Raw genomic sequence first — 21,168 nt, 5'->3', positions numbered from 1 at the left:
CAAGCGGCCTTAAATCTGGTTTTTATTTTTCTGACAAGGACGGCCCCCATGCCCGTCGTTTATTTGACCGATCGTGTGCTCATTCGTGCCACCGGCCTCGAAGCCTCCAAGTTTCTCCATGGCGTGATCACCTGCAACGTGCAGACCATGGCGAAGGGCGACTCGCGCTACGGCGCGCTGCTCACCCCGCAGGGCAAGATCATCTCCGACTTCCTGTTCTACGCGGAGGGCGAGGACGCCTTTCTGTTCGACGTTCCCGCCGAGCGAGCCGAAGACCTGCTGAAGCGCCTCACTTTCCATCGGCTGCGGGCCAAGGTGACCTTCGCGAAGGCGGATGATTTCGCCGTCGTCGCCGTGTTCGGCGATGCGGGGGAGGTGCCCGAGGGCGCGGTTTATCCCGACCCGCGCCTTGCCGCCCTGGGCCAGCGTCTGGTGCTGCCGCTGGCGGCAGCGCAGGCCCTGTCGTCCGATGCGGCGCCCTATGAGGCGCACCGCATCGCCCTCGGCATTCCCAAGGGCGGGCCGGATTTCGCCTATGGCGACACCTTCCCCCACGAGGCTGACATGGACCAGCTGGGCGGGGTAGACTTCAAGAAGGGCTGCTATGTGGGCCAGGAGGTGGTGAGCCGCATGGAGCACCGCTCCACCCCTCGGAACCGGCTGGTGGAAGTGCTGTTCGATACCCCCCTCGCCACCGGTCAGGAGATCACGGCCGGCGACAAGAGCGTCGGGCAGGTCTTGTCGGTGACGGACGGGCGCGGCATCGCCACCGTGCGGCTCGATCGCGCCAACGATGCCAAGACCGACGGCGTGCCGCTTCTTGCCGGGGAGGTTCCGGTGGAACTGCGTCGCCCCGACTGGGCCGTCTTTTCCATGGAATGGGAAAAGAAGGTCAGCGAGCTGGACCGCAAGTTCAAGGGAAGCTGAGAGGGGCGATGGCTGAGCCGAAGGCGGGAAACGCTAAAAAGAGTGCGCCCGAGGCCGCAAACACAAAGGCGGAAAGCGCGAAGGGAACCGCTCCGGCGGTGAAGGCGGAGCGCGCGCCGCTGCTCCAGCACGGGGACGGGCGCGCGCGCTGTTTCTGGTGCGGCACCGACCCGTTTTATATGGCCTATCACGACGATGAATGGGGCGTGCCCGAGCGCGACAGCCGCGCCTTGTTCGAGAAGCTGCTGCTGGACGGTTTCCAGGCCGGCCTCTCGTGGATCACCATCCTGAGGAAGCGGGAGAATTTCCGCTGCGCCTTCGACGGCTTCGAGCCGGAAAAGATGGCCCGCTACGATGCTGCCAAGGTGGAAGCCCTCATGGCCGACGCTGGCATCGTGCGCAACCGGGCCAAGGTGGAGGGGGCGGTGGCCTCCGCCCGCGCCTATCTCGACCTTCAGGACAAAGGCATCGCCTTTTCCGATCTGATGTGGGACGCGGTGGACGGCGAGACGCGGGTGAACCGGCCCCGCCGCATCGCCGACGTGCCGGCGCAGACCGCGCAGTCCATCGCCCTTTCCAAGCGGCTGAAGGGGCTGGGCTTCAAGTTCGTCGGCCCCACCATCGTCTATGCCGCCATGCAGGCCTGCGGGCTGGTGGACGACCACCTCGAAGGATGTCATTGCGCCAGGCCGTAAGACCCTCCGCTCGCGGGCGGGAGGGTCCAAGCCCGCACGGCGCGTGGGCGAACCTGCCCGGTGCCCGTCGAAGACCGGGGCCGTTGGCGCAAGGTTCCGCGACAAAGGGCGGGGATGGCGGCGGACTTTATGGCGCGCGCCCCTTTCATCGCCGGCGGGCGACGCCTATATTCGATCTGCCGACGCAAGTCGGATACGGCGATAAATGGGTGTCGGAATAAGCCTTTCGGACCCGGGGGCGGTACCCGGCGCCTCCACCAAAGCCCAACTTCCCCTTGCAGGGAGGCGGGCTCCGGCGGGGGCGAAATAGGATCGACGAGGGTGTAAAGGGCATACTTTCGCTCGGCATGGTTCCGCCGTCATCGGGCCGAACTGATAGTTGCGAATGACAACTATGCTCCGGTTGCTCTGGCCGCGTGAGCGGTTTGACGATCGAAATCAAAGTCCTACCGGGTAGCACTGGCTAGGCGGGGTTCGGAGGCACCTGGCAACAGAAGCCTCCACTTCCCTTCCATCCGGCCGGACGAGGGAAGGTTTGAAGCTCCATCGCCAGACCCTCCGGATACGGCATGCCCGTATGGCCCCCCGGAAGGTGCCCGGAGTCTTCTGGATCACCGGGCCGGACGGGGAAGTGCTGCGGGCTCATGTCGGTCGATCATATCCGCTACGATCTTCTCGCCCAGGAGGCCTTGCGCTCCGTGGTGCGCCGTGTGCTCTTGGATGTGGCCAAGACAGGCCTGCCGGGCGAGCACCATTTCTATATTTCCTTCGACACCCGCGCGCCGGGCGTCCGCCTCTCCCAGCGTATGCTGGAGAAGTATCCGGAGGAGATGACCATCGTCCTCCAGCACCAGTTCTGGGACCTCATCGTCACCGACACCACCTTCGAGGTGGGCCTGTCGTTTGGCAGCATTCCCGAGCGGTTGCTGGTGCCCTTTTCCGCGCTGAAGGGCTTCTTCGACCCCTCCGTGAAGTTCGGCCTTCAGTTCGAACTCGCCGCGAACGAGAGCGAAGAAGAGGAAACCGAGGACTCGCCTTTCGAGGCGCCCCGCTCCGCCAATGCCCCCGCTCCGCTCAAGCCCGCCCGGGGCGCGGCCTCCGAGCCGGCACTGGCGAGCGCGGCATCCAACCCCGCGTCATCGGACCAGGACGCACCTGAACGGCCCGCGAGCGGCGCCCAGGTGGTGCAACTCGACGTCTTCCGCAACAAGAAGTAGCTGGCCCTTCGGGACCGCATTGGTGACCGCCGATACTGATGTGGTGGTGATCGGCGCCGGAGCTGCCGGCCTCGCCGCCGGAACGCGCCTGCGTCAGGCCGGCCTCCCTTTCCGTATCATCGAGGCCGCGTCCATCCCCGGCGGGCGCGCGGCCACTGACACCACGACCCTCGGCGTGCCGTTCGATCTCGGTTGCCACTGGCTCCACGACGCGCGGGAAAATCCCTTCACTGCCCTCGCCGACCGGCTCGCCTTCAAGGTGGGCCGGAACACGCCCAGCGCGCGACGGCTGCATCTCGGCACCCGCTTCGCCACACCCGAAGAAAAGGCGCAGGCGGACGCCGAGATGGATCAGGTGTTCGAGGCCATCATTGCTACCGGGCGCGCGGGGCGGGACATTGCGGCTTCCGAGGCTGTGGGGCCGCCGGGGCGGTTCGGGCCGCTGGCGCGACATTGGCTGGCGCTGATGTCGGCGGCGGGGCCGGACGCCGTATCCTGCGTGGATTATGCTTACTATCACGACACCGACGACAATTGGCCGGTGCTCGACGGCTATGGCGCCTTGGTGTTGGCGGCGGCGGGCGTGCTGCCGGTCACGCTCGACTGTCCGGTGTCGCGGATCGACCGGTCGGGCACGCGGCTGAAACTGGAGACAGCGCAGGGCGTTCTTACTTGCCGCAAGGTGATCGTGACGGTCTCCACGGCGGTGATCGCCTCCGGTCGCCTGGCGTTTGCGCCCGCGCTGCCGGTCCACTTTGCCGAGGCGTTCGCGGCGCTGCCGCTGGGCTTTGCCGAGAAGGTGGCGCTGCTGTTCGATGAGGACGTGTTCGGCATGCCCGAGCGCACCGCCCTCGACGCCATCGACCTCGTCCATCCCGCCCGCGCCGGTGCCTCTGCCCTGCTCAAGCCCGGCGGGGCGCCGGCGGCGTTGGTCCATGTGGCGGGACCCGAGGCGCACGCCATCGCGGCGGAGGGGGAGGGGGCGCTGGTCGGCTTCGCGCTTGATGTGCTGGGCGCGGCCTTCGGCGCGGGCCTCAAGACCAGGGTGAAGCGCAGCCTTGTTACCCGCTGGGCCGAGATGCCCTATATCGGCGGGGCCTATTCCTGCGCCTTGCCGGGCCACGCCGCCCTGCGCGCACGGCTGCATGAGCCTTTGGACGAGCGGATCTTCTTTGCGGGGGAGGCTTTGGGGCGGGAGGCCTTCTCTACCTGCCACGGTGCCCACTTCAGCGGCCTTGCCGCCGCCGACGCGGCCCTCGCCGCCCTGAAAAGCGCCCGATGATGGAGATCGCCCCATGACACCTCGCCACGCGCAACGCCATCCTCTCGCCCTCGTGGTCGCGGTGTCGCAGAATGGGGTGATCGGTGCCGACGGCGGCCTGCCCTGGCGCCTGCCCTCGGACCTCAAGCGCTTCCGCGCGCTCACCTGGGGCAAGCCGCTGCTGATGGGCAGGCGGACCTATGAATCCATCGGCCGTCCGCTGCCGGGGCGGACCTCCGTGGTGGTCAGCACCGATCCCGCCTTCACGGTGCCGGAAGGGGTGCTGAAGGGGGGGAGCCTGGAGGACGGGCTGCGCCTTGCCGATGAGGCGGCGGACGCCATGGGCGCGGACGAGATCATGGTCATCGGCGGCGCTCGCCTGTTCCATGACACGCTGCCCCTGGCCCGTACGCTGCATCTCACGCACGTGCATGCGGCGCCGGAGGGCGATGTCTTCTTCCCTGCGTTCAATCAGGCCGAATGGCGCGAGATCGAGCGGGAGGGCCCGATCCAGGGCGAGAAGGACGAAGCCGCCTTCACCGTCGTGACGCTGGTGCGCGCCGGCGCCTGAAGCCGGCCTTCGTTTTCAACCGACACTGAAGGAATGTCCGGGCTTGGCCGGCGGCGTTCGGACGCCTCCGGCCAGCCTTATCGGGCCAAGCCTTATCGGGCCAAGCCTTATCGGGCCAAGCCTCTCGACTGCCGGCGCGTCTACTGCGCCCCCACGAGGCCCGGCGGGCGCGGCAGGTCGCCGAAGCCGCGGGTGGGCGGCAGGGTGGTCTCCGGCGGCAGCGGGGTGAACACGCGCGGCGCCGGCTCGGGCTGAGCACGCTCGGTCCGGCGCGGCGTGGGTTGGCGCACGACGGGCGTGTGGCGCTCGGCGGCGGTTTCCGGCGTGGCGCGGGCCTCGGGCCGCGACGGGCTTGATTGAGCCTGAGATTCGGCTGGCGTCGCAGTGCCGGCGGCGCCCGATGCTGTGGGTGCGCCGAAGCCGGCCGGCGGCGCCTCGCGCCGCTCGATGGCCTGCGGAAATGGTGCCGGCTGGGGCATCGGTGCGGCCTGGGGCGTGGCCGTCTGGGCGGGTACCGCTGGCACGGCTTGCTGCGCCGGCGCAGCAGAAGTCGCCGGCTGCGCAAGGGCTGCGGGCGCCGTTGCGATGGGGGCCGGTGCTGCCGGTCGCGGAGTCGGCGGCGGGGCGCTTGTCTGGGCCGGTGCAGCGGGTTTCGCGGCGGCGGGAGCCGGCGCGGGTTGGGCCTGAACAGGCTGCGGCTGCACCGGTGGTGCGACCGGGGCAATGGCGGCAGGCGCGGGGATCGGTGCCGGCGCCGCTACTGGCTGGGCCAACGGGGGCGCAACCGGGGGCGCAACGGGAGCCACGGTGCCGGCGGGGGCCTCTGGCCCGGTGCGGCCCTGGCGCTCCTCCAGGCGGCGCGTCTCCCGCTCGATGGCGCGCATGGCGATGACGCTGGTGAGCGCCGCGGCGCTCACCCGCCGCTCGGGACCCGTCACCGGGCCGCGCCAGACGATGCTGCCGCCCGGCGCGCCGCCCGCGCTTTCCGGCGCCTCCAGATCCACCGTGGTGTCCAGGGTGAGGCGGGCGAGATCGAAACTGCCATTGAAGCCAACACGCACGCCGTCGGCGGCGGTGCGGGCCGGGGAGAGGCGGGCGACACCGTTCACCACGCCCAGCGTGGTCTCGACGAAGCCGATGCGCAGCGGTCCCTTGGCGAGGGTGCGGTCGAGCATCTGCGCCGCGCGCCGCTCGTCGGGCGGCGGCGAGAGGCCGACGGCTTCCGCCAGCGCCTGATCGAGGCCGGCCGGGCTGGCGCCATCAATGACGAAGTCGCGCACGCCCAGCGTGCCCTGGCCGGAGAGGTTCTGCACCACGGCCAGCACGCTGCGGCCGGACCCGCCAAGGTCCACCAGAAGGTTGACCTTGCCCCGGGGTGCGGTGCGCGCTCCGGTGGGCGCCAGCAGCGCCGCTGCATCCACCTGCTCCAGCACCAGGCGACCATCCGCCTGCACGCCGTCGCCCTGCCGGCGCAGGCGCAGGCTGGCCGCCGTGCGTCCGCCGCCCAGGCTGCCGGACATGTCGCGCACGTCGAGGTCGGCGCCGTCGCTTCCGAGCACGAGGCGCCCGTTGCCGAGAACATAGGGTCCGAGCACCGCGAGGCGGCCGGCGGTCAGTTCCAGATTGAGGGCATAACCCGAGATCGCCGCCGGCTGCAGGCGCGCTGTGTTCCAGATGGCCGGGATGCCGGCCGGATCGGCGCCGGTGCGGGCGGCGAACATGCCGAGGATGCGCGGCAGGGACAGGCTTTCAAACGCCAGCTTGCCGCCGATGCGCGGCACCGGGCCGGGCTCGAACTCCATGTTTCCCGAAACCGGCGCGGCGGCCAGCGAACCGCTGATGCCATCAAGTCGCCAGATGCCGCCGGTGCGGGCAAGCGTGAAGGCGAGGGCCGAGGGCACCGGCCCCTCCACCGCTGCCGAGGCCTGGGGCAGTACGCGGCCGAGGTCGCCGCCGTCGAGGCGCACCGCGAGGCTCGGCTCCATGGCGCCGCCGGAAAGGCGCGCGGTGCCTTCCGCCTGGGCGGTCATGTCGGCAAGGGTGAGGCGGCCGCGCACCTGGGCCTCGTCCTGGGTGAGGGGGGAGACGGAGAGTTCCGCGCGGGCCGGGCCGAGGCGCGGGGCGAGGCCCTCCACGCCGAAGGCCGCGAGCGCCCGCGCGCCGTCCGCCGCATCGGCCTTGAGCGCGATGCGCAGGGGCACGCCGGCATTGTTGCGGGCGAAGGTGACGTCGCCGGAGATCTGCCCCAACGTGCCAGTCACCGTGATGTTGCGGCCGCCGGCCTCGCCCCACACCACGGTGCTGGCAAGCTTCACCGGGGCGGCGATGGGCTGGAGGGTGGCGAGCACCTGCGCCGTCTGCTCGCCAGCCACGAGGCGGGCAAGGGGGACAAGCCCGTCGGCCTTGGCGCCGGAGAGGGCGAAGTTGAACTCGCCGCGCGGGGTGGTGGAGAAATTCTCCATGCGTCCCGCGCCTTCGAGGCGGATGCCGGCGAGGTCGTCCATGACGATGCGCGAGAGCCGCCAGTTGCCGCCGGTGGCCGCCGCATCAAGGGTGAGGCCGCGCAGGGGAAGGCCGGAGAGCATCAGGTTGCGCCCGTCGAGCGCCAGTGTGCCGTCGGCGCCACCGCCCACGGCCGCCGCTGCGGTCTGGAGCGCGGCCACCAGCGGGTCGAGGTCGAAGCCGTCGAGGGACAGCTTGAGGTTGAGCTTGGGCGGCGCGCCGGCATCGAACGCCGCCACCGCCGAGCCGCGCACCCGGCTCGCTGCGAAGGTGGCGTCGAGCCTGTCCACGGCGATTCGGGTCGGCCCGGCATTGACCTTGCCGGAGATGCGCACCGGCCCTTTGGCCGCCGCAACATAGTCACGCGGCGCGGTGGGCGCAGCCCAGCGCAGGAAGATGGCAGGGTCATCCGCCGAGAAGGTCACGGTGCCGTTGAAGCCGCCACCACCGGGCCCGCTCGTGGGCATGCCGGAGATGCGCAGTGCGGCCTTGCCAGGCAGTTGCGCCTCGGCATTGTCCACCCGCCAGCCGGCGGCGGAGCCGGAAATATCGGCGCGCACGTCGCGCACCAGCGTGCCGCCGAGCATCAACTGCTCCACCGAGAGGCCGACGCGGGAAGCGATGTCGGGCGCCGGCAGCGCGGCGATGCCGGAGAGAAAGCGCGCCAAGGCGGCGGCGGGGTTCGGGTCCGTCGGAGCCTTGTCGCGGGTGGCGTTCGGCACGCCGTCGGTGGCGGCGCGCAGGGCATCGAGGTCGAGGCTGCGGGCGTTGAGCACGGCATCGAGCCCCACCGCCCGTCCGAGCGCGAGGCGGGCGGAGCCGGAGAGCTGGGCCGGTGTCTGCGCTCCGCCCAAAGCGAGGTCCAGGCTGTCGGCGAGCACGGCGTCGGGGCTGGCCTTCAGCGTGCCGGAGAGCTGCCAGGCCTCCAGCCCCTCGCCGCCGTGGCGCGAGAGGGTGGCCCGGCCCTCGAATCGCGGCTTTGCGCCAGCGAAGGCGAGGCCGCCGTCAAGGTCGAGGGCATAGGGGCGGTTGCGGCCGTCAAGCACCAGGCGAAGGCGGCCTGTGCCGTCATCGCCGATCTTGCCGAGGGTGGAGCGGATGGCGAAGCGCGCACCCTGGGCCTCGCCCTCGCCGTCGAGCCGGAAGGGGCCGGACAGAGAGCGCGCCTCGCCCTTCAGGTTGAGGCCTTGTAATGTCTGGGTATGGTCGGAGGCGCGATCGAGGATGTCTAGGGTGCCGTCCTTCACCTCGAATCGGGCGATGGAGAGGGCGGCGGGGCGCTGGGCGCCGGTGGGCAGGGCGAGCCGCCCGGCGCTGTCGATGACGAGGCGGATCTGCGGCCGGTCGAGGCTGACGCCGGTGGCCTCCACATCGCCCCGGAGCAGGGCGCCGAGGGACAGTTCCGCCCTGAGCGCCTTCACCGTGCCACCGGTGGAGACCACGTCGCCGAGGGTGACATCGCGCAGCAGGATGCGCGGGGCAGGCAGGATCTCGGCGTCGATGGGCCCGCGGATGACCACAGGAACGCCAAGCGCCTGGCTGATCTGCGTCTCGAACGTCCCGCGCCAGGCGTTCCAGTCCACCACGAACGGGGCTGCGAAGGCCCCGCCGATGGCCAGGATCACCGCCGTGGCGAGACTGATCAGTATGCCCTGCACGCGTGTCTCCCCCAAAGGTTCCCCTCATATGGGGAACCTGTTCCCTATGCGCAGGGAATGCGATCAGATCGCGACGATCTTGCCCGGATTCATGATGTTTTTAGGATCCATCGCGCGCTTGATGGAGCGCATGACCTCCAGCGCCTCCTCGCCGTGCTCGGGCAGCATGTATTTCATCTTGCCCTGGCCGATGCCGTGCTCGCCGGTGGAGGTGCCGCCCATGGCGAGAGCCCGTTCCACCAGCCGCTTCATATAAAGCTTGGCCTTGGCGAAATCCTCGGGGTCGTCCACGTCCACCATCAAGGTGGTGTGGAAGTTGCCGTCGCCCACGTGGCCGACGATGGGGGCGATGAGGTCCATCTCCTCGATGTCACGCTTGGTCTCCATCACGCATTCCGCCAGCCGCGAGATGGGCACGCACACGTCGGTGGCCACCGCCTTAGCGCCCGGCCGCAGGGGCAGGACCGACCAGTAGGCGTCGTGCCGGGCTTGCCACAGCTTCGAGCGCTCCTCCGGCTTCACCGCGAACACCGAAGGGCCGCCGCCGAACTCGGCCGCCAGCTCGCCGAAGCGGTCGGCCTGCTCGTGGACGCTGGCCTCGGTGCCGTGGAATTCCAGGAACAGGGTGGGCGTCTCGGCGAGGGCAAGCTTGGCGTAGGCGTTGGAGGCCTTCACCTGCACCTCGTCCAGAAGCTCGATGCGGGCCACCGGAATGCCGCTCTGGATGGTGGCGATGACGGTGTTGCAGGCCGCCTCCACGCTGGGAAAGGGGCAGACGGCGGCGGAGACCGCCTCCGGAATGCCGAACAGGCGCAGCGTGATCTCGACAATGATGCCTAGCGTGCCCTCGGCGCCGACGTAGAGGCGGGTGAGGTCGTAGCCGGCGGAAGACTTGCGGGCGCGCGTGGCGGTGGTGATGACCTCGCCGGTGGGGGTCACCACCTTCAGGGAAAGCACGTTGTCCTTCATGGTGCCGTAGCGCACCGCATTGGTGCCGGAGCAGCGGGTGGAGGCCATGCCGCCGATGGAGGCGTCGGCACCCGGATCGATGGGGAAGAACAGACCCTGGTCGCGCAACTCCTCGTTCAGCCGCTTGCGGGTGACACCGGGCTCGACCACGCAGTCGAGGTCAGCCGTGTTCACGGCGATGATACGGTTCATGCGCGAGAGGTCCACGCAGATGCCACCGAAGGGCGCGTTCACATGGCCTTCCAGCGAGGTACCCGCCCCCCACGGGATCACAGGTACCTCGTAATCCGCGCAGGCGCGGACCACAGCCTGCACATCCTCTGTGCATTCAGCGAAAACCACCGCATCTGCCGGCTCGTTGGGCAGGTAGGTGGTAACGTTGGCGTGTTGTTCCCGGACGGCGAAGCCTGTCACGACTTTGTGATCAAGCTCGGCCTTGAGCCGTTCGACGACGGCAAAGCTTCGCTCGAGAAGCGTCAGTTCGGATTTCGCGGCTGCAACAACCATTTACGATTCCTTAACTTTGCCTTGCGCCGGCCGCCCAGGGGGCGGATAGGGGCCTTGGAGTCATCCCCAGAAACGGCTCGTTCTGAGCCACATTGAACTTGACAGTGACTTTTATGATTCGGTTTTCGCGCCGTTTTGGGGCGTGACGAATGCCTTTTCTCGCGTCACAGTGTGTTCATCAGCGGCACATTAATGCAGATGAAGCGAGGCGGCCATGCTTGACCGGATCGACTTTGAACCCGTGTTTTTCGCTCCGTTCGTGTCTTCCGCCATGAAGGTGGAGGGGGAGTGGATCGATTATAACGGTCATCTGAATGTGGCCTATTACACCCTCATTTTCGACCGGGCCGTGGATGAGGCGCTTTGCCTTCTGGGTCTCGGACCGAACTATGCGGCGAAGCGCGGCGCCTCCTTCTTCACCGCCGAAAGCCACATCCGCTACCTGAAGGAACTAGCGCCCCATTCTCCCGTGCGCGTCACGTTGCGCCTCGTGGATTATGACGAGAAGCGCCTGCACCTGTTCCAGACGCTGCATCATGCCTCGGAAGGCTGGGTCGCAGCCACGACGGAGCAGATGGTGCTGCACGTGGACTTGCGCACCCGCCACGTGGCGCCCTTCCCCGACGACGTGCTGGAGCGCATCGCCACCATGCGCGCCGCCCATGCCGCCCTGCCGCCGCCCGAGGGTCTCGGCCGCCAGGTGACCATGCCGGCACGCTACTGAGGCCGGCATCTGGCCCGCTCGGCGGGCCGGGTTCAGGCGTCCCGGATTGAGTTCCGGCGGGCACCGGCAGTCTCGGCGGTCGCCTTCTCAGGCAAATCAGTTTCCTTGCGCTTGGCGCAGGGCAGGCATGCTGGTTGATGCGTTCTGGTGCTCTGCATTGAGGGATATATTGCACTGCAAAAGGGCAACAGAGCCCATTTGCAGGAGGCCTCTATGAGCGCCGTCACCTATACCGACAAGATTGTCCGCACCTCCAAGACCGACTCTTCTGCCAAGAAGGGTTTCTTCGCCCGCTTTCTTGAGGCCGTTGTCGCGGCGCGCCTGGAGCAGGCCGAGCGTGAGTATGCGCGCTACGTCGAGATCCACGGGCGCGATCCCGTCGCCTGAGACGCTGCGACAGGATCGGCAACGGGATTGCATCGGTGTCCCTGAAACTGGCCGATGGCTCTGCTGCTTGATTGCAATGCAATCCGGGCGTCAGATGTCGTAATCAGGGCTTGGTCCTCCGTCGGGGTTTGGACCTCAGCCATCGACCACCTTCACGCTATGTCACCGATACCGGATGACCGCTCGCACCTGTTCGGCGCGGGCGGTTTTGTGTTGGGCGGCTATCCGGTTTTCAGCGCAGGGGACGCCCCGCATCCACGGCGAGGGTGAGCGTCGCCCAGCCCTCGATATGCCGCTGCGACACCAGGCGAAGGCCCTGGGCGCGATAGGCCGCGAGCGCTGCCGGCACCTGCGCCGACAACAATCCCGACAGCACGATGCGACCGCCCGGCGCCAGCAGCCGGCGCAGCGGACGCGCCAGCCGCTTCAGCGGCGGTAACAGGATGTTGGCGAGGATCAGGTCGTAGGGACCGCCCTCGCTCAATGCCCGGGCGCCAGCACCCGCCGCGTGGATCATGCGCACGCCCGGTGCCTTGTTGGCCTTCGCGTTGGCGCGAGCGGTGCGCACCGCCACCGCATCGATGTCGCTGGCCACCACGCCGGTGTGGAAGATCCGTTCCGCCGCGATGGCGAGCACGCCCGTCCCGGTTCCCACATCCAGCACGCGTCGGGGAAAAGGCCGCCCACGACGCGCCGAATCGACGATGGCGTGGAGGCAGCCCTGGGTGGTGCCGTGATGGCCGGTGCCAAAGGCGAGCGCCGCCTCGATCTCGATGCCGATCTGGTTCGGCCCGACGCGGTCGCGATCGTGGCTGCCATGGACCACGACGGTGCCGACCCGCACTGGCGCGAGGCCTTCGAGGCTCGCGGCCACCCAGTCCTTCTGCTCTACGTCGCCGAAGGTGACGGTGCTGGCGATTTCCGCCCCTGCGGCGATCTCCACCATCTCCAGCAGCCGGTCGGGGTCGAAGGCCGCGCCGGCATAGACCTCCACCACCCAGTCATTTTCCGTGCGCTCGAAATTGGCCACGGCCACCTCGGCCGGGTCGAACGTCTCGGAAATCATGTCGGAGATGCGCTGGGCGGCGACGCGCGGCGCGGCGACCCGCATCACATGGGTGGCGTCGTTGGGGGGGAGGCCTTCGAGCATGGGTTGTGCAATCATCCGTTCATCTTGAGGGCGTCGGCGCCCGGCCCGCCCGTCGCGCGGTTCCGCCCGGCCGCCTTGGCCACGTAGAGGCGCTTGTCGGCCGCATCCAGCAGCTCCGTCAAGGTGCTGCCGTCTTCCGGAGCGCTGGCGACGCCGATGGAGAGGGTCTGCTCGGCGACCCCCGGAGGCAATGCCATGGCGCGGACGCGCCGGCCCAGTTGGGCGGCGAGCGACAAGGCTCCCGCATTGCCCACGCCCGGGGCGAAGACGGCGAACTCGTCGCCGCCATAGCGCACCACGTGATCCGCCTGCCGCAGGCTCTCGGTGAGGCAGCGGGCGAGCCGACGCAGGACCTCATCGCCGGTGGGGTGCCCGAACTGGTCGTTCACCTCCTTGAAGTCGTCCACGTCGACGAGCAGCAGGCTCACCGGCCGCCCGGTGGTGCGCGCCACCGCCAGCAGGTCGCGGCCCAGCGGCTCCAACTGTCCGCGATGCAACACATGGGTGAGAGCGTCGCGGCGGGATTCCTGCTTCAGGTCCTCGTAGCGCTGGCGATAGGTGAGGGCGTGGAACACGTCGGCGATGGTCCGCCGCGGCGCTGCTCCGGCCAGTTCGAAGCGGGCGAGATATTGGCCGAGCATGACAGCATAGAGCCCCGCCGCAGCGATCTTGCCCAGCCAGCCGCCGATTCCCGCCGTGAGCGGCACGCCCATGGCGAGGGACAGGACGCCGAAGAACGCCACCTGGTCGAAGGTGAGAACCAGCGCCAGCGTGACCCAGATGGCGAGGATCGGCATGCGCCGCAGCGGCCGCGCGATGCGTTCGTAGATCAGGATCATGGCGATGGCATCGATGAAGAGCAGCAGCGTGCCCCACATCATCAGCAGGCCCATGGCATCCATGAAGGACAGGTCGGCCGGCACGCCGGGCGCGGCCACCGCATCGTGCTGGCGCAGCAGGGCGACAAGGCCGATCAGCAGGATGTTGCCGATGAACAGCCCATAGATGGGTTGGCGGGCGACGAGGGCATCCTCGCGGATATAGATGAGCAGGATCAGCGCGAGCTTGCCGGAGAACAGCACCACCGAACCCGGCGACAGCGAGATGTCCAGGGGCAACTGCACATAATAGGCGGCGGCCAGGTACGTTTCCATGAAATGGAAGCTGCCGAGGGCGCAGAAGAAGACGCCCAGCCCCAGCGTTTCGCGCAGGCGAAACAGGGCCAGCATGGCGGTGAAATACACCGCCATCTCGACGACGAGCAGGAAGACGTTGAAGCCGGCCATGATGGTTCGCTGCGCCGGCAGAATTGCAGGCGGGCCGGGATCCTAGCAGGCGGCGGGCGGAAGAAAACAGGAGATGCGTCAAGCCGGGCCGGCAACCGCAAGCTTCACGCACGTCCGGTGGCCGCCGGTGCGTCCGCCGGCGCCTGACATGAGGCGCTCACACCTTGTCGACGAAGGTCTCCAACACGCGCTTCTCGCCGGCTTTGTCGAACTGCACCGTCAGCTTGTTGCCATCGATGCCGGTGACCTCGCCATAGCCGAACTTGATGTGAAACACCCGCTCGCCGGTTTGGAAGGCCGATGCCGGGCCGGCGGAGGTGGCCACCAGCGTGCCCTCGATCACCATGGGTCCGCGCCGGGTGGAGCCGCCCGCATCATAGCGGCCGCCCCGTTCGGAGAAGCCGCTGCGGGAGGAGCCTGAGCCGCCCTGGTCGGTACGGGCGCGGTTGGTCTGCGCCCGCTGCCAGCCGGGGGTGGAATAGGAGGAAGAGGAAAACGGCTCGGCCCGGTCGAAGCGGCTCTGGCCGTAGCTGCCGCCGCCATAGCTCGACCCGCCCCAGCCGGCGCCGCCGCGGCTTTCCTCCACCCGCACATGGGCATCTGGCAGTTCGTCGAGGAAGCGGGAGGGGACCGTTGAATTCCACATGCCGTGGATGCGCCGGTTGGAGGCGACGAAGATCCGCGCCGAGGCCCGCGCCCGGGTGATGCCCACATAGGCGAGGCGGCGCTCTTCCTCCAGCCCGGCCTTGCCCTGCTCGTCCAGTGCCCGCTGGTGGGGGAACAGACCTTCCTCCCAGCCGGGCAGGAAGACGGTGTCGAACTCCAGCCCCTTGGCGGAATGCAGGGTCATGATCTGCACCGCGTCCTCGCCGGCGCCGTTGTCGGTGTCCATGACCAGGGAGATGTGCTCGAGGAAGCCGGAGAGATTCTCGAACGGCTCCATGGAGCGCACCAACTCCTTCAGGTTCTCCAGCCGCCCGGCCGCTTCCGCCGAGCGGTCCTTCTGCCACATCTCCGTATAGCCGCTCTCGTCCAGCACGATCTCGGCCAGTTCGGTGTGGGACAGAACCCGCGCCTGCTCGCGCCAACGCCCGAACGCCTCCACGAGGCCGCGCAGGGTGGCGCGCACCTTGGGCTTCAGCTCCTCGCTCTCGGTGAGCACGCGGGTGGCTTCCTGCAGCGGCAGGCCGACGGCGCGGGCCACATCGTGGATCTGCTTGACGGTCGCATCGCCGATGCCGCGCTTGGGCACGTTGACGATGCGCTCGAAGGCGAGGTCGTCGGCGGATGAATTTACGCAGCGCAGATAGGCCAAAGCATCGCGGATTTCTGCCCGCTCGTAGAAGCGCGGGCCGCCGATGACGCGATAGGGCATGCCCAGCGTCACGAACCGGTCCTCGAACTCGCGCATCTGGAACGAGGCGCGCACCAGGATGGCGATCTCGGACAACTTATGCCCGGCGCGTTGCAGTGCCTCGATCTCCTCGCCGACGGCGCGGGCTTCCTCGCCCGAATCCCATGCCCCGGTGACGGTGACCTGCTCACCGTCCTCGCCCTCGGAGAACAGGGTCTTGCCCAGCCGGCCCTCGTTATGGGCGATGAGATGGGCGGCGGAGGCAAGGATGTGGCCGGTGGAGCGGTAGTTGCGCTCCAGCCGGATCACCTTGGCGCCGGGAAAATCGCTCTCGAAGCGCAAGATGTTGTCCACCTCGGCGCCGCGCCAGCCATAGATGGACTGGTCGTCGTCGCCCACGCAGCACACATTCTTCGAGCCCTGGGCGAGCAGGCGCAGCCACAGATACTGGGCCACGTTGGTGTCCTGATACTCGTCCACCAGCAGGTATTTGAAGCGCTTGTGGTATTCGGCGAGCACGTCCGGGTTTTCCCGGAACAGGCGGATGCCTTCCAGCAGCAGGTCGCCGAAATCCACGGCGTTCAGCGCCTTCAGCCGCGCCTGATAGGCGGCATAGAGGGAGCCGCCACGCCCATTGGCGAAGACCGCGCCCTCGCCGGGGGGCACGTCCTTCGGCGACAGGCCGCGGTTCTTCCAGCTGTCGATGGTGGAGGCCAGGAGCCGCGCCGGCCAGCGCTTCTCGTCGATGTTCTCGGCGGCGAGCAATTGCTTGAGCAGGCGGATCTGGTCGTCGGTGTCGAGGATGGTGAAGCCGGATTTCAGCCCCACCAGCTCGTGGTGGCGCCGCAGGATGCGCACGCCGATGGAATGGAAGGTGCCGAGCCACGGCATGCCCTCCACTTGGTCGCCCACCATGGCGTGGATGCGGTCCTTCATCTCCCGCGCGGCCTTGTTGGTGAAGGTCACCACCAGGATCTGGGAGGGATAGGCGCGGCCCTGCGACAGGATATGGGCGACGCGGGCGGTGAGCACCCGCGTCTTGCCGGTGCCGGCGCCGGCCAGCACCAGAAGCGGGCCGTCCAGGGTCTCCACGGCTTCGCGCTGCTCGGGATTGAGGCCGTTGAGATAATCCGGCGTGGGCGCGGCGGCAGAGACGGCCCGCGCGGCGATGCCGCCCGCGCGGGGGGCGGGACGCTCGGGCGCCGGCTCAGGCGGATGCCGGCGCGGATCGGTCAACTGGGTCACGGGCAAACTCTCGCAAGGCCTGATTCTCTCTTGAGAACAAAATGGCACTCAATGACGGCGATTGCGAGGGCGGGCCGCCGGACCGGGTCCCGGCGGTCACGCTCGTGTCATTTCAGCGCTTCGAGGGTGCCGTCCCGCCGCCAGGTGCGGGCCCTGAGGCGGGGTGCCAGCCACCAGGACAGCGGCAGCGACACGACGGTTGTGGCGCCCACCACCCACGGCATGAGGTCCATGGCCTCCCGCGCCAGCGGCGTCAGAAGCACCAGGAGCAGGCCGATGAAGAACAGGACCGCCTGAATCATCATGAACAGCATGGCGGCGATCTGGAGCCGGACGGACATAGCCTTACCCTCCCTTGTGAAAGTCTCGGAAGGGCAACAGTCGCGGAGCCGGCAATGTTCCGGCGCGCCGGCGCCGGTTCATGTCCTGCACTCAGCCTGGGCTTGCAGCGGAAGAGCTTGCGGAGGTTTCGCTGGTGGGAGCCTTCGGCAGGTGCACCACATAGAATTTGCGAACCGCCGTCACGCTCTTCCAAGTCCCGGTGAAGCCGGAGGGAATGAGGAAGGAGGCGCCGGCCTCATAGGTCTCGGTGTGGCCGGAGGCGTCGGTGAGTTCCACCTTGCCCTCGATGAGGACGCAGAATTCGTCTTCCTCATAGCTCACGGCGATCTCGGACGGGTGCGAGGCCCAGAAGCCGGCGGAGAAGGCGCCGGTGCGGTCCTGGTACCACTCATGCACGGTGGTGCTGGAGGCTGCCTCCACGGCGGGCCTGGGATCGAAGCGGATCGAGCGGATGGTCACGGCGGCCTCCCTAAGTCTCTGTCGCGTCGGCATCATGAGCCTGCGTCCGCCCCGCCACCAGCACCGCGCCGAGGGCGAAGAAGGCGACGAGCACGGCCACCCCCGCCTTCTGGCTGCCGGTGGCCGCCGTCACCAGCGCCACGCAGGTGGGGGCGGCGAACGAGGTGATCTTGCCCGAAAGGGCGAACAGGCCGAAGCATTCCGCCATGTTTTCGGCCGGCGCAAGCCGAACCAGCAGGGTGCGGCTTGCCGCCTGCAGCGGCCCGGCCACGGCGCCGATGAGGAGGCCCAGTCCCACGTAGACCTTCTCCGGCACCGAGCCGAAGAGCCCGCTGCCCGGAGGGGTGGGCACGAGGCCAAACAAAATCGCGCCACGATCCAGCGAAAGCAGGCCCACGCAGGCAAATAGCAGCACCAGCAAAGCACCGAAGATCACCGTGCGCGGCCCCAGCGCGTCGTCGAGCCAGCCGCCGGCCAGCGCCCCGGCGGTACCGGTGAGGGTGAGCAGGATGCCGAAAATGCCGATCTCGATGGAGCCCCAGCCGAAGGTGCCCGCCGCATAGATGCCGCCGAACGCGAACAGCGCCACCAGCGCGTCCGTATAGACCATGTTGGCGAGGAGGAAGCGCGCCAGCACCGGGCGTTCCTTCAGGCGCGGGATCAGGCGGCGGATCTCGCCGAGGCCGGTGCGGATCGCCTCGCCCATGGGCATGGCGCGGGGCGCGTCCGGCACGAACAGGAACATGGGAATGACCAGCACGGCATACCACAGCGCGGTCAGCGGCCCGCTGAAGCGGTCGCCTTCCCGCGCCGACGCGTCGAGCCCGAAGGCCGGAGGGTGGCCGAGGAGGGTGAGGCCTGTATCGGGCTGGGTGGCGAAGAAGGCGAGCATCAGCGCCAGCGCCACCAGCCCGCCGAAATAGCCCGCCGCCCAGCCGGCGCCCGACAGCCGTCCCAGCCGCTCCCTGGGCACCAGGGCCGGCATGATGGCATTGTTGAAGACAGTGGCGAATTCCACGCCGATGGTGCCCACGGCGAAGGCCACAAGCACGAGGGGGATGCGCGCCGTGTTCCCCGGCTCGGCGAACCACAGCAGCGCCGCCCCCGCCATCATCATCAGCCCGAAGGCGAAGATCCATGGCTTGCGCCGGCCCGCCGCATCCGCCACCGCCCCGAGCACCGGTGAGCAGAGGGCGATGACAAGCCCCGCCGCGCCTGTGGCGAAGCCCCACAGCGCCTGCCCCTGTGCCGGCGTCTCCGCCACGGCCGAGGCGAAATAGGGCGCGAAGATGAAGGTGGTGATGAGGGTGAAATAGGGCTGGCAGGCGGGATCGAACAGGATCCAGCCGACGATGGCCCGGCGTGGTACCGGCGGGGAAGGAACAGGCGGGGAAGGGGAGGTTTCGGGCATGCCGGATCCGGACGGGTCAGCTCCGGCCAAGGGCGCACAGGACGCGGCGCTGTGCAAGAGCGGCGGCCCGTCGCGTCAGGCGGTCGTGCCGGTGGCGTTTACTCGGGCATGTCGGGCATGGGTTCGGCGCCCTTGGGCACCACGTGCTCCACCAGCGTCGCCACCGCCTCCTTGACGAGTACGGCGGCGCCGAGTGGCGTGGCGGAGAAGAAATCCTCCTTCACCGTATTGCCGGCGGGGTCGTCGAAGGCGGAGGTGGCGGCGCGCACGCTCACCGCTTCGGTCACAAGGTAGCCGTCCTTTACCAGGTCCCGGGCCATGGCCTTGGGCGAACGCTTGTCGCGCACATGCAACTCGCCTTCGGGGTCTCCGCGCAGCGTGACGCGATAGATGAACATGGCCTTATCTCCTGCGGTCGTTGTGCGAACGCCCGTTGCCGTCCCGGCGTTCCGCAGAGGGAAGCTGTGGTGGCGCGGTGGTGGCGTGGCTGTGGATCGCAAAGCCGCGCCCGAGCGTTATTGCCCTGCGCGGTCCTGTGCGCGGGGCATAGAGGGATTGGTGATGCTGGGTTCGGGTGACTCCTCCTTCAAGATGCCCGTGCTCGGACGCGGGCAGGACCGCCTCGTCACCTTCTTCGCCGCCATCGCCATTGTCACCGTGTTGTACCTAGGGCGCGACGTGTTCGTGCCCATCGCGGTGGCGATCCTGCTCGCCTTCGTGCTGGCGCCGGTGATCATGGTACTGCGCCGCATCCGCATCCCGCGCACGGTCGCGGTGGTGGCGGTGGTGCTGATCACCTTCCTCGGCCTCATGGCGCTGGGCGGAATGATCGCCTTGCAGGTCACCGACCTTGTGGCCGAGTTGCCCCAGTACCGCATGAACATGCGGGACAAGATCAAGTCCCTGAAGGATGCCGCTGGCGGCTCGGGCACGTTCGAGCGCACCATGGACCTGGTGCAGGACCTCAGCCGTGAGATCGACGGCCCGCAGGCCGGGCAGGGACTGGCGGCGGGTGCCGCCGACGGGCGGCCAGTGCTGGTGGAGGTTCACCAGCCGCCGCCGGGCACCCTCGGCACCCTCTCGGCGGTGATGGGGCCGCTACTCCATCCCCTTGCTACCATCGGCATCGTCTTCATCTTCGTGCTGTTCATCCTGCTCCAGCGGGAGGATTTGCGAAACCGCTTCGTGCGGCTTGCCGGGGCTCATGATCTCCAGCGCACCACGGCGGCCCTCGACGATGCCGGGAGCCGGCTGTCGCGGTTCTTCCTGGCCCAGGTGGCGCTGAATGCCTCCTTCGGCGCGGTCATCGGCCTCGGCTTGTGGGCCATCGGCGTGCCGAGCCCCTTCCTGTGGGGGCTGGCGGCGGCCGTGCTGCGCTTCGTTCCCTATATCGGCGCTGCCATCGCGGCGGCGCTGCCCATCGGCCTGGCGCTCGCGGTGGATCCGGGCTGGACCATGGTGCTGTCCACCGCCGCCCTGTTCCTGGTGGTGGAGCCGCTGGTGGGCCATGTGATCGAGCCCTTGCTCTACGGCCGCTCCACCGGCCTGTCGCCGGTGGCGGTGATCGCGGCGGCTACCTTCTGGACCTGGCTGTGGGGGCCGGTGGGGCTTTTGCTCTCCACCCCGCTCACGCTCTGCCTGGTCGTGCTGGGCCGGCATGTGGAGAGCCTTGAATTTCTCGACGTGGCGCTGGGCGACCAGCCGCCTCTTTCGGCGAGCGAACTCCTCTATCAGCGCCTGTTGGCGGGGGATCCGCTGGAGGCGGCGGCCGCGGCCGAGGAGCACCTGAAACAGAAATCGTTCGCCGATTATGCCGATGGCGTGGCGCTGCCGGCGCTGCGCCTCGCCCAGCGCGATGCCGCCCGCGGCGTTCTGGACGAGGCCCGCCAGACCCGCCTCAAGGAAACCCTCGCCGAGCTTCTGGATGATCTGCCGGACGAGGCCGGAGAGACGTCGGCGGACGAGCCCGGGGCGGCGTCGCCCCATGTTTTGATCGTAGCGGCCCGCTCCGCGCTGGACGAGGCGGCGTCCCTGCTGTTCGCCCATCGGCTGCGCCAGTCCGGCACGCGGTGTGAGACGCGCCCGCGCGTCGGTCTCGGTCGGCCCATCGCCGACGAAGTGTCCCTGCTGGTGCTGTCCTATCTGTCGCCGGCCACCCCCGCGCACCGGCGCTACACCATCCGACGCCTCAAGCGCGATGCGCCGGGTCGGCGGGTGATCGTCGCCGACTGGGGCATGGAGGAGGGGAAGACGGAGCGGTTCGAAGGCGAGGATGCCGTCGTCACCTCCGTCGCGGCGGCGGTAGAGGCTGTGGAGGCACCGCCGCCCGCACCCGTCGCCTCGTCCGTCGTGGCACCGCTGCGCGCCGGCGCGGCCTGATCCGTCTCACGCCATTCCGTCTCACGCCATAGGGTGGGTGCGGCTGGACAAAAACTGCGGCCCCGGTCAGGGACCGAGGCCGCAGGTTTCATGTCAAAGGCCCCGGTCCCTGATCGGGCCGAGA

General features: G+C 68.8%; 17 protein-coding genes and 1 other RNA gene. 9 read left to right on the top strand and 9 right to left on the bottom strand.

Features of this window, described 5'->3' with window-relative positions; genetic code table 11:
- Positions 1-48: 48 nt before the first annotated feature.
- The 6 genes from ygfZ to FBQ73_RS09840 all read left to right on the top strand — a co-directional run bounded on the left by ygfZ (position 49) and on the right by FBQ73_RS09840 (position 4,671).
- Positions 49-927 carry a CAF17-like 4Fe-4S cluster assembly/insertion protein YgfZ gene (ygfZ, locus tag FBQ73_RS09865; protein ID WP_138399311.1) on the top strand — a complete coding sequence of 293 codons (879 nt, stop codon included), beginning with the start codon at positions 49-51 and terminating at the stop codon, positions 925-927.
- Between the two features lie 8 nt (positions 928-935).
- Positions 936-1,622 carry a DNA-3-methyladenine glycosylase I gene (locus FBQ73_RS09860; RefSeq protein WP_138399310.1) on the top strand — a complete coding sequence of 229 codons (687 nt, stop codon included), beginning with the start codon at positions 936-938 and terminating at the stop codon, positions 1,620-1,622.
- Positions 1,623-1,761: 139 nt separating this feature from the next.
- Positions 1,762-2,127, top strand: a transfer-messenger RNA (tmRNA) gene (ssrA, locus tag FBQ73_RS09855).
- Between the two features lie 139 nt (positions 2,128-2,266).
- Entirely contained in the window at positions 2,267-2,839 is a 573-nt protein-coding gene (locus tag FBQ73_RS09850) for an SspB family protein (protein ID WP_138399309.1), read from the top strand.
- 22 nt (positions 2,840-2,861) lie between these two features.
- Positions 2,862-4,121 carry a flavin monoamine oxidase family protein gene (locus FBQ73_RS09845; protein ID WP_246089641.1) on the top strand — a complete coding sequence of 420 codons (1,260 nt, stop codon included), beginning with the start codon at positions 2,862-2,864 and terminating at the stop codon, positions 4,119-4,121.
- A 13-nt stretch (positions 4,122-4,134) separates the two neighbouring features.
- Positions 4,135-4,671, top strand: coding sequence for a dihydrofolate reductase (locus tag FBQ73_RS09840; protein WP_138399307.1), 537 nt, complete (start codon positions 4,135-4,137; stop codon positions 4,669-4,671).
- A gap of 140 nt (positions 4,672-4,811) precedes the next feature.
- Here FBQ73_RS09840 and FBQ73_RS09835 read toward each other — a convergent pair whose 3' ends face one another.
- Both FBQ73_RS09835 and FBQ73_RS09830 read right to left on the bottom strand, forming a co-directional pair.
- Positions 4,812-8,831 (bottom strand): AsmA family protein, encoded by a 4,020-nt coding sequence (locus tag FBQ73_RS09835; RefSeq protein ID WP_170218830.1) that lies wholly within the window; start codon positions 8,829-8,831, stop codon positions 4,812-4,814.
- A 63-nt stretch (positions 8,832-8,894) separates the two neighbouring features.
- A complete protein-coding gene (locus tag FBQ73_RS09830; protein ID WP_138399305.1) occupies positions 8,895-10,307 on the bottom strand; it encodes an FAD-binding oxidoreductase in 1,413 nt (470 codons plus the stop codon).
- A gap of 214 nt (positions 10,308-10,521) precedes the next feature.
- Here FBQ73_RS09830 and FBQ73_RS09825 point away from each other — a divergent pair, with 214 nt between their 5' ends.
- Positions 10,522-11,031 carry a thioesterase family protein gene (locus FBQ73_RS09825; protein ID WP_138399304.1) on the top strand — a complete coding sequence of 170 codons (510 nt, stop codon included), beginning with the start codon at positions 10,522-10,524 and terminating at the stop codon, positions 11,029-11,031.
- 213 nt (positions 11,032-11,244) lie between these two features.
- The gene (locus tag FBQ73_RS22740) at positions 11,245-11,418 is read left to right on the top strand and encodes a hypothetical protein (RefSeq protein WP_170218829.1); all 174 of its coding nucleotides are present in this window, start codon (positions 11,245-11,247) and stop codon (positions 11,416-11,418) included.
- Positions 11,419-11,650: 232 nt separating this feature from the next.
- Here the strand turns inward: FBQ73_RS22740 and FBQ73_RS09820 are convergent, their stop codons facing one another.
- The 7 genes from FBQ73_RS09820 to FBQ73_RS09790 all read right to left on the bottom strand — a co-directional run bounded on the left by FBQ73_RS09820 (position 11,651) and on the right by FBQ73_RS09790 (position 19,063).
- Positions 11,651-12,583: a 50S ribosomal protein L11 methyltransferase gene (locus FBQ73_RS09820; RefSeq protein ID WP_246089640.1), complete on the bottom strand. Its 933-nt coding sequence runs from the start codon at positions 12,581-12,583 to the stop codon at positions 11,651-11,653.
- On the bottom strand, positions 12,580-13,854 hold the full coding sequence (locus tag FBQ73_RS09815; protein WP_138399303.1) for a GGDEF domain-containing protein: 1,275 nt from the start codon (positions 13,852-13,854) through the stop codon (positions 12,580-12,582). The genes FBQ73_RS09820 and FBQ73_RS09815 overlap by 4 nt, the downstream gene beginning before the upstream one ends.
- Before the next feature lie 157 nt (positions 13,855-14,011).
- A complete protein-coding gene (locus tag FBQ73_RS09810) occupies positions 14,012-16,444 on the bottom strand; it encodes an ATP-dependent helicase (protein WP_138399672.1) in 2,433 nt (810 codons plus the stop codon).
- 116 nt (positions 16,445-16,560) lie between these two features.
- On the bottom strand, positions 16,561-16,794 hold the full coding sequence (locus tag FBQ73_RS09805; protein ID WP_138399302.1) for a hypothetical protein: 234 nt from the start codon (positions 16,792-16,794) through the stop codon (positions 16,561-16,563).
- Between the two features lie 91 nt (positions 16,795-16,885).
- Positions 16,886-17,254 (bottom strand): cupin domain-containing protein, encoded by a 369-nt coding sequence (locus tag FBQ73_RS09800; protein WP_170218828.1) that lies wholly within the window; start codon positions 17,252-17,254, stop codon positions 16,886-16,888.
- 10 nt (positions 17,255-17,264) lie between these two features.
- Positions 17,265-18,665: an MFS transporter gene (locus FBQ73_RS09795; protein WP_138399300.1), complete on the bottom strand. Its 1,401-nt coding sequence runs from the start codon at positions 18,663-18,665 to the stop codon at positions 17,265-17,267.
- Between the two features lie 98 nt (positions 18,666-18,763).
- Positions 18,764-19,063: a hypothetical protein gene (locus tag FBQ73_RS09790; RefSeq protein ID WP_138399299.1), complete on the bottom strand. Its 300-nt coding sequence runs from the start codon at positions 19,061-19,063 to the stop codon at positions 18,764-18,766.
- A gap of 163 nt (positions 19,064-19,226) precedes the next feature.
- On the opposite strand from FBQ73_RS09790, the gene FBQ73_RS09785 reads away from it, so the two are divergent.
- Complete coding sequence (locus FBQ73_RS09785) at positions 19,227-21,044, top strand: AI-2E family transporter (RefSeq protein WP_170218827.1); 1,818 nt, start codon at positions 19,227-19,229, stop codon at positions 21,042-21,044.
- The last annotated feature ends 124 nt before the right edge of the window (positions 21,045-21,168 follow it).

Origin of the sequence: Xanthobacter autotrophicus (assembly GCF_005871085.1) — a bacterium.
GTDB classification, from domain to species: domain Bacteria; phylum Pseudomonadota; class Alphaproteobacteria; order Rhizobiales; family Xanthobacteraceae; genus Xanthobacter; species Xanthobacter autotrophicus.
The sequence above is the reverse complement of the archived record's forward strand: the minus strand, read 5'-3'. Positions and strand labels throughout refer to the sequence as shown.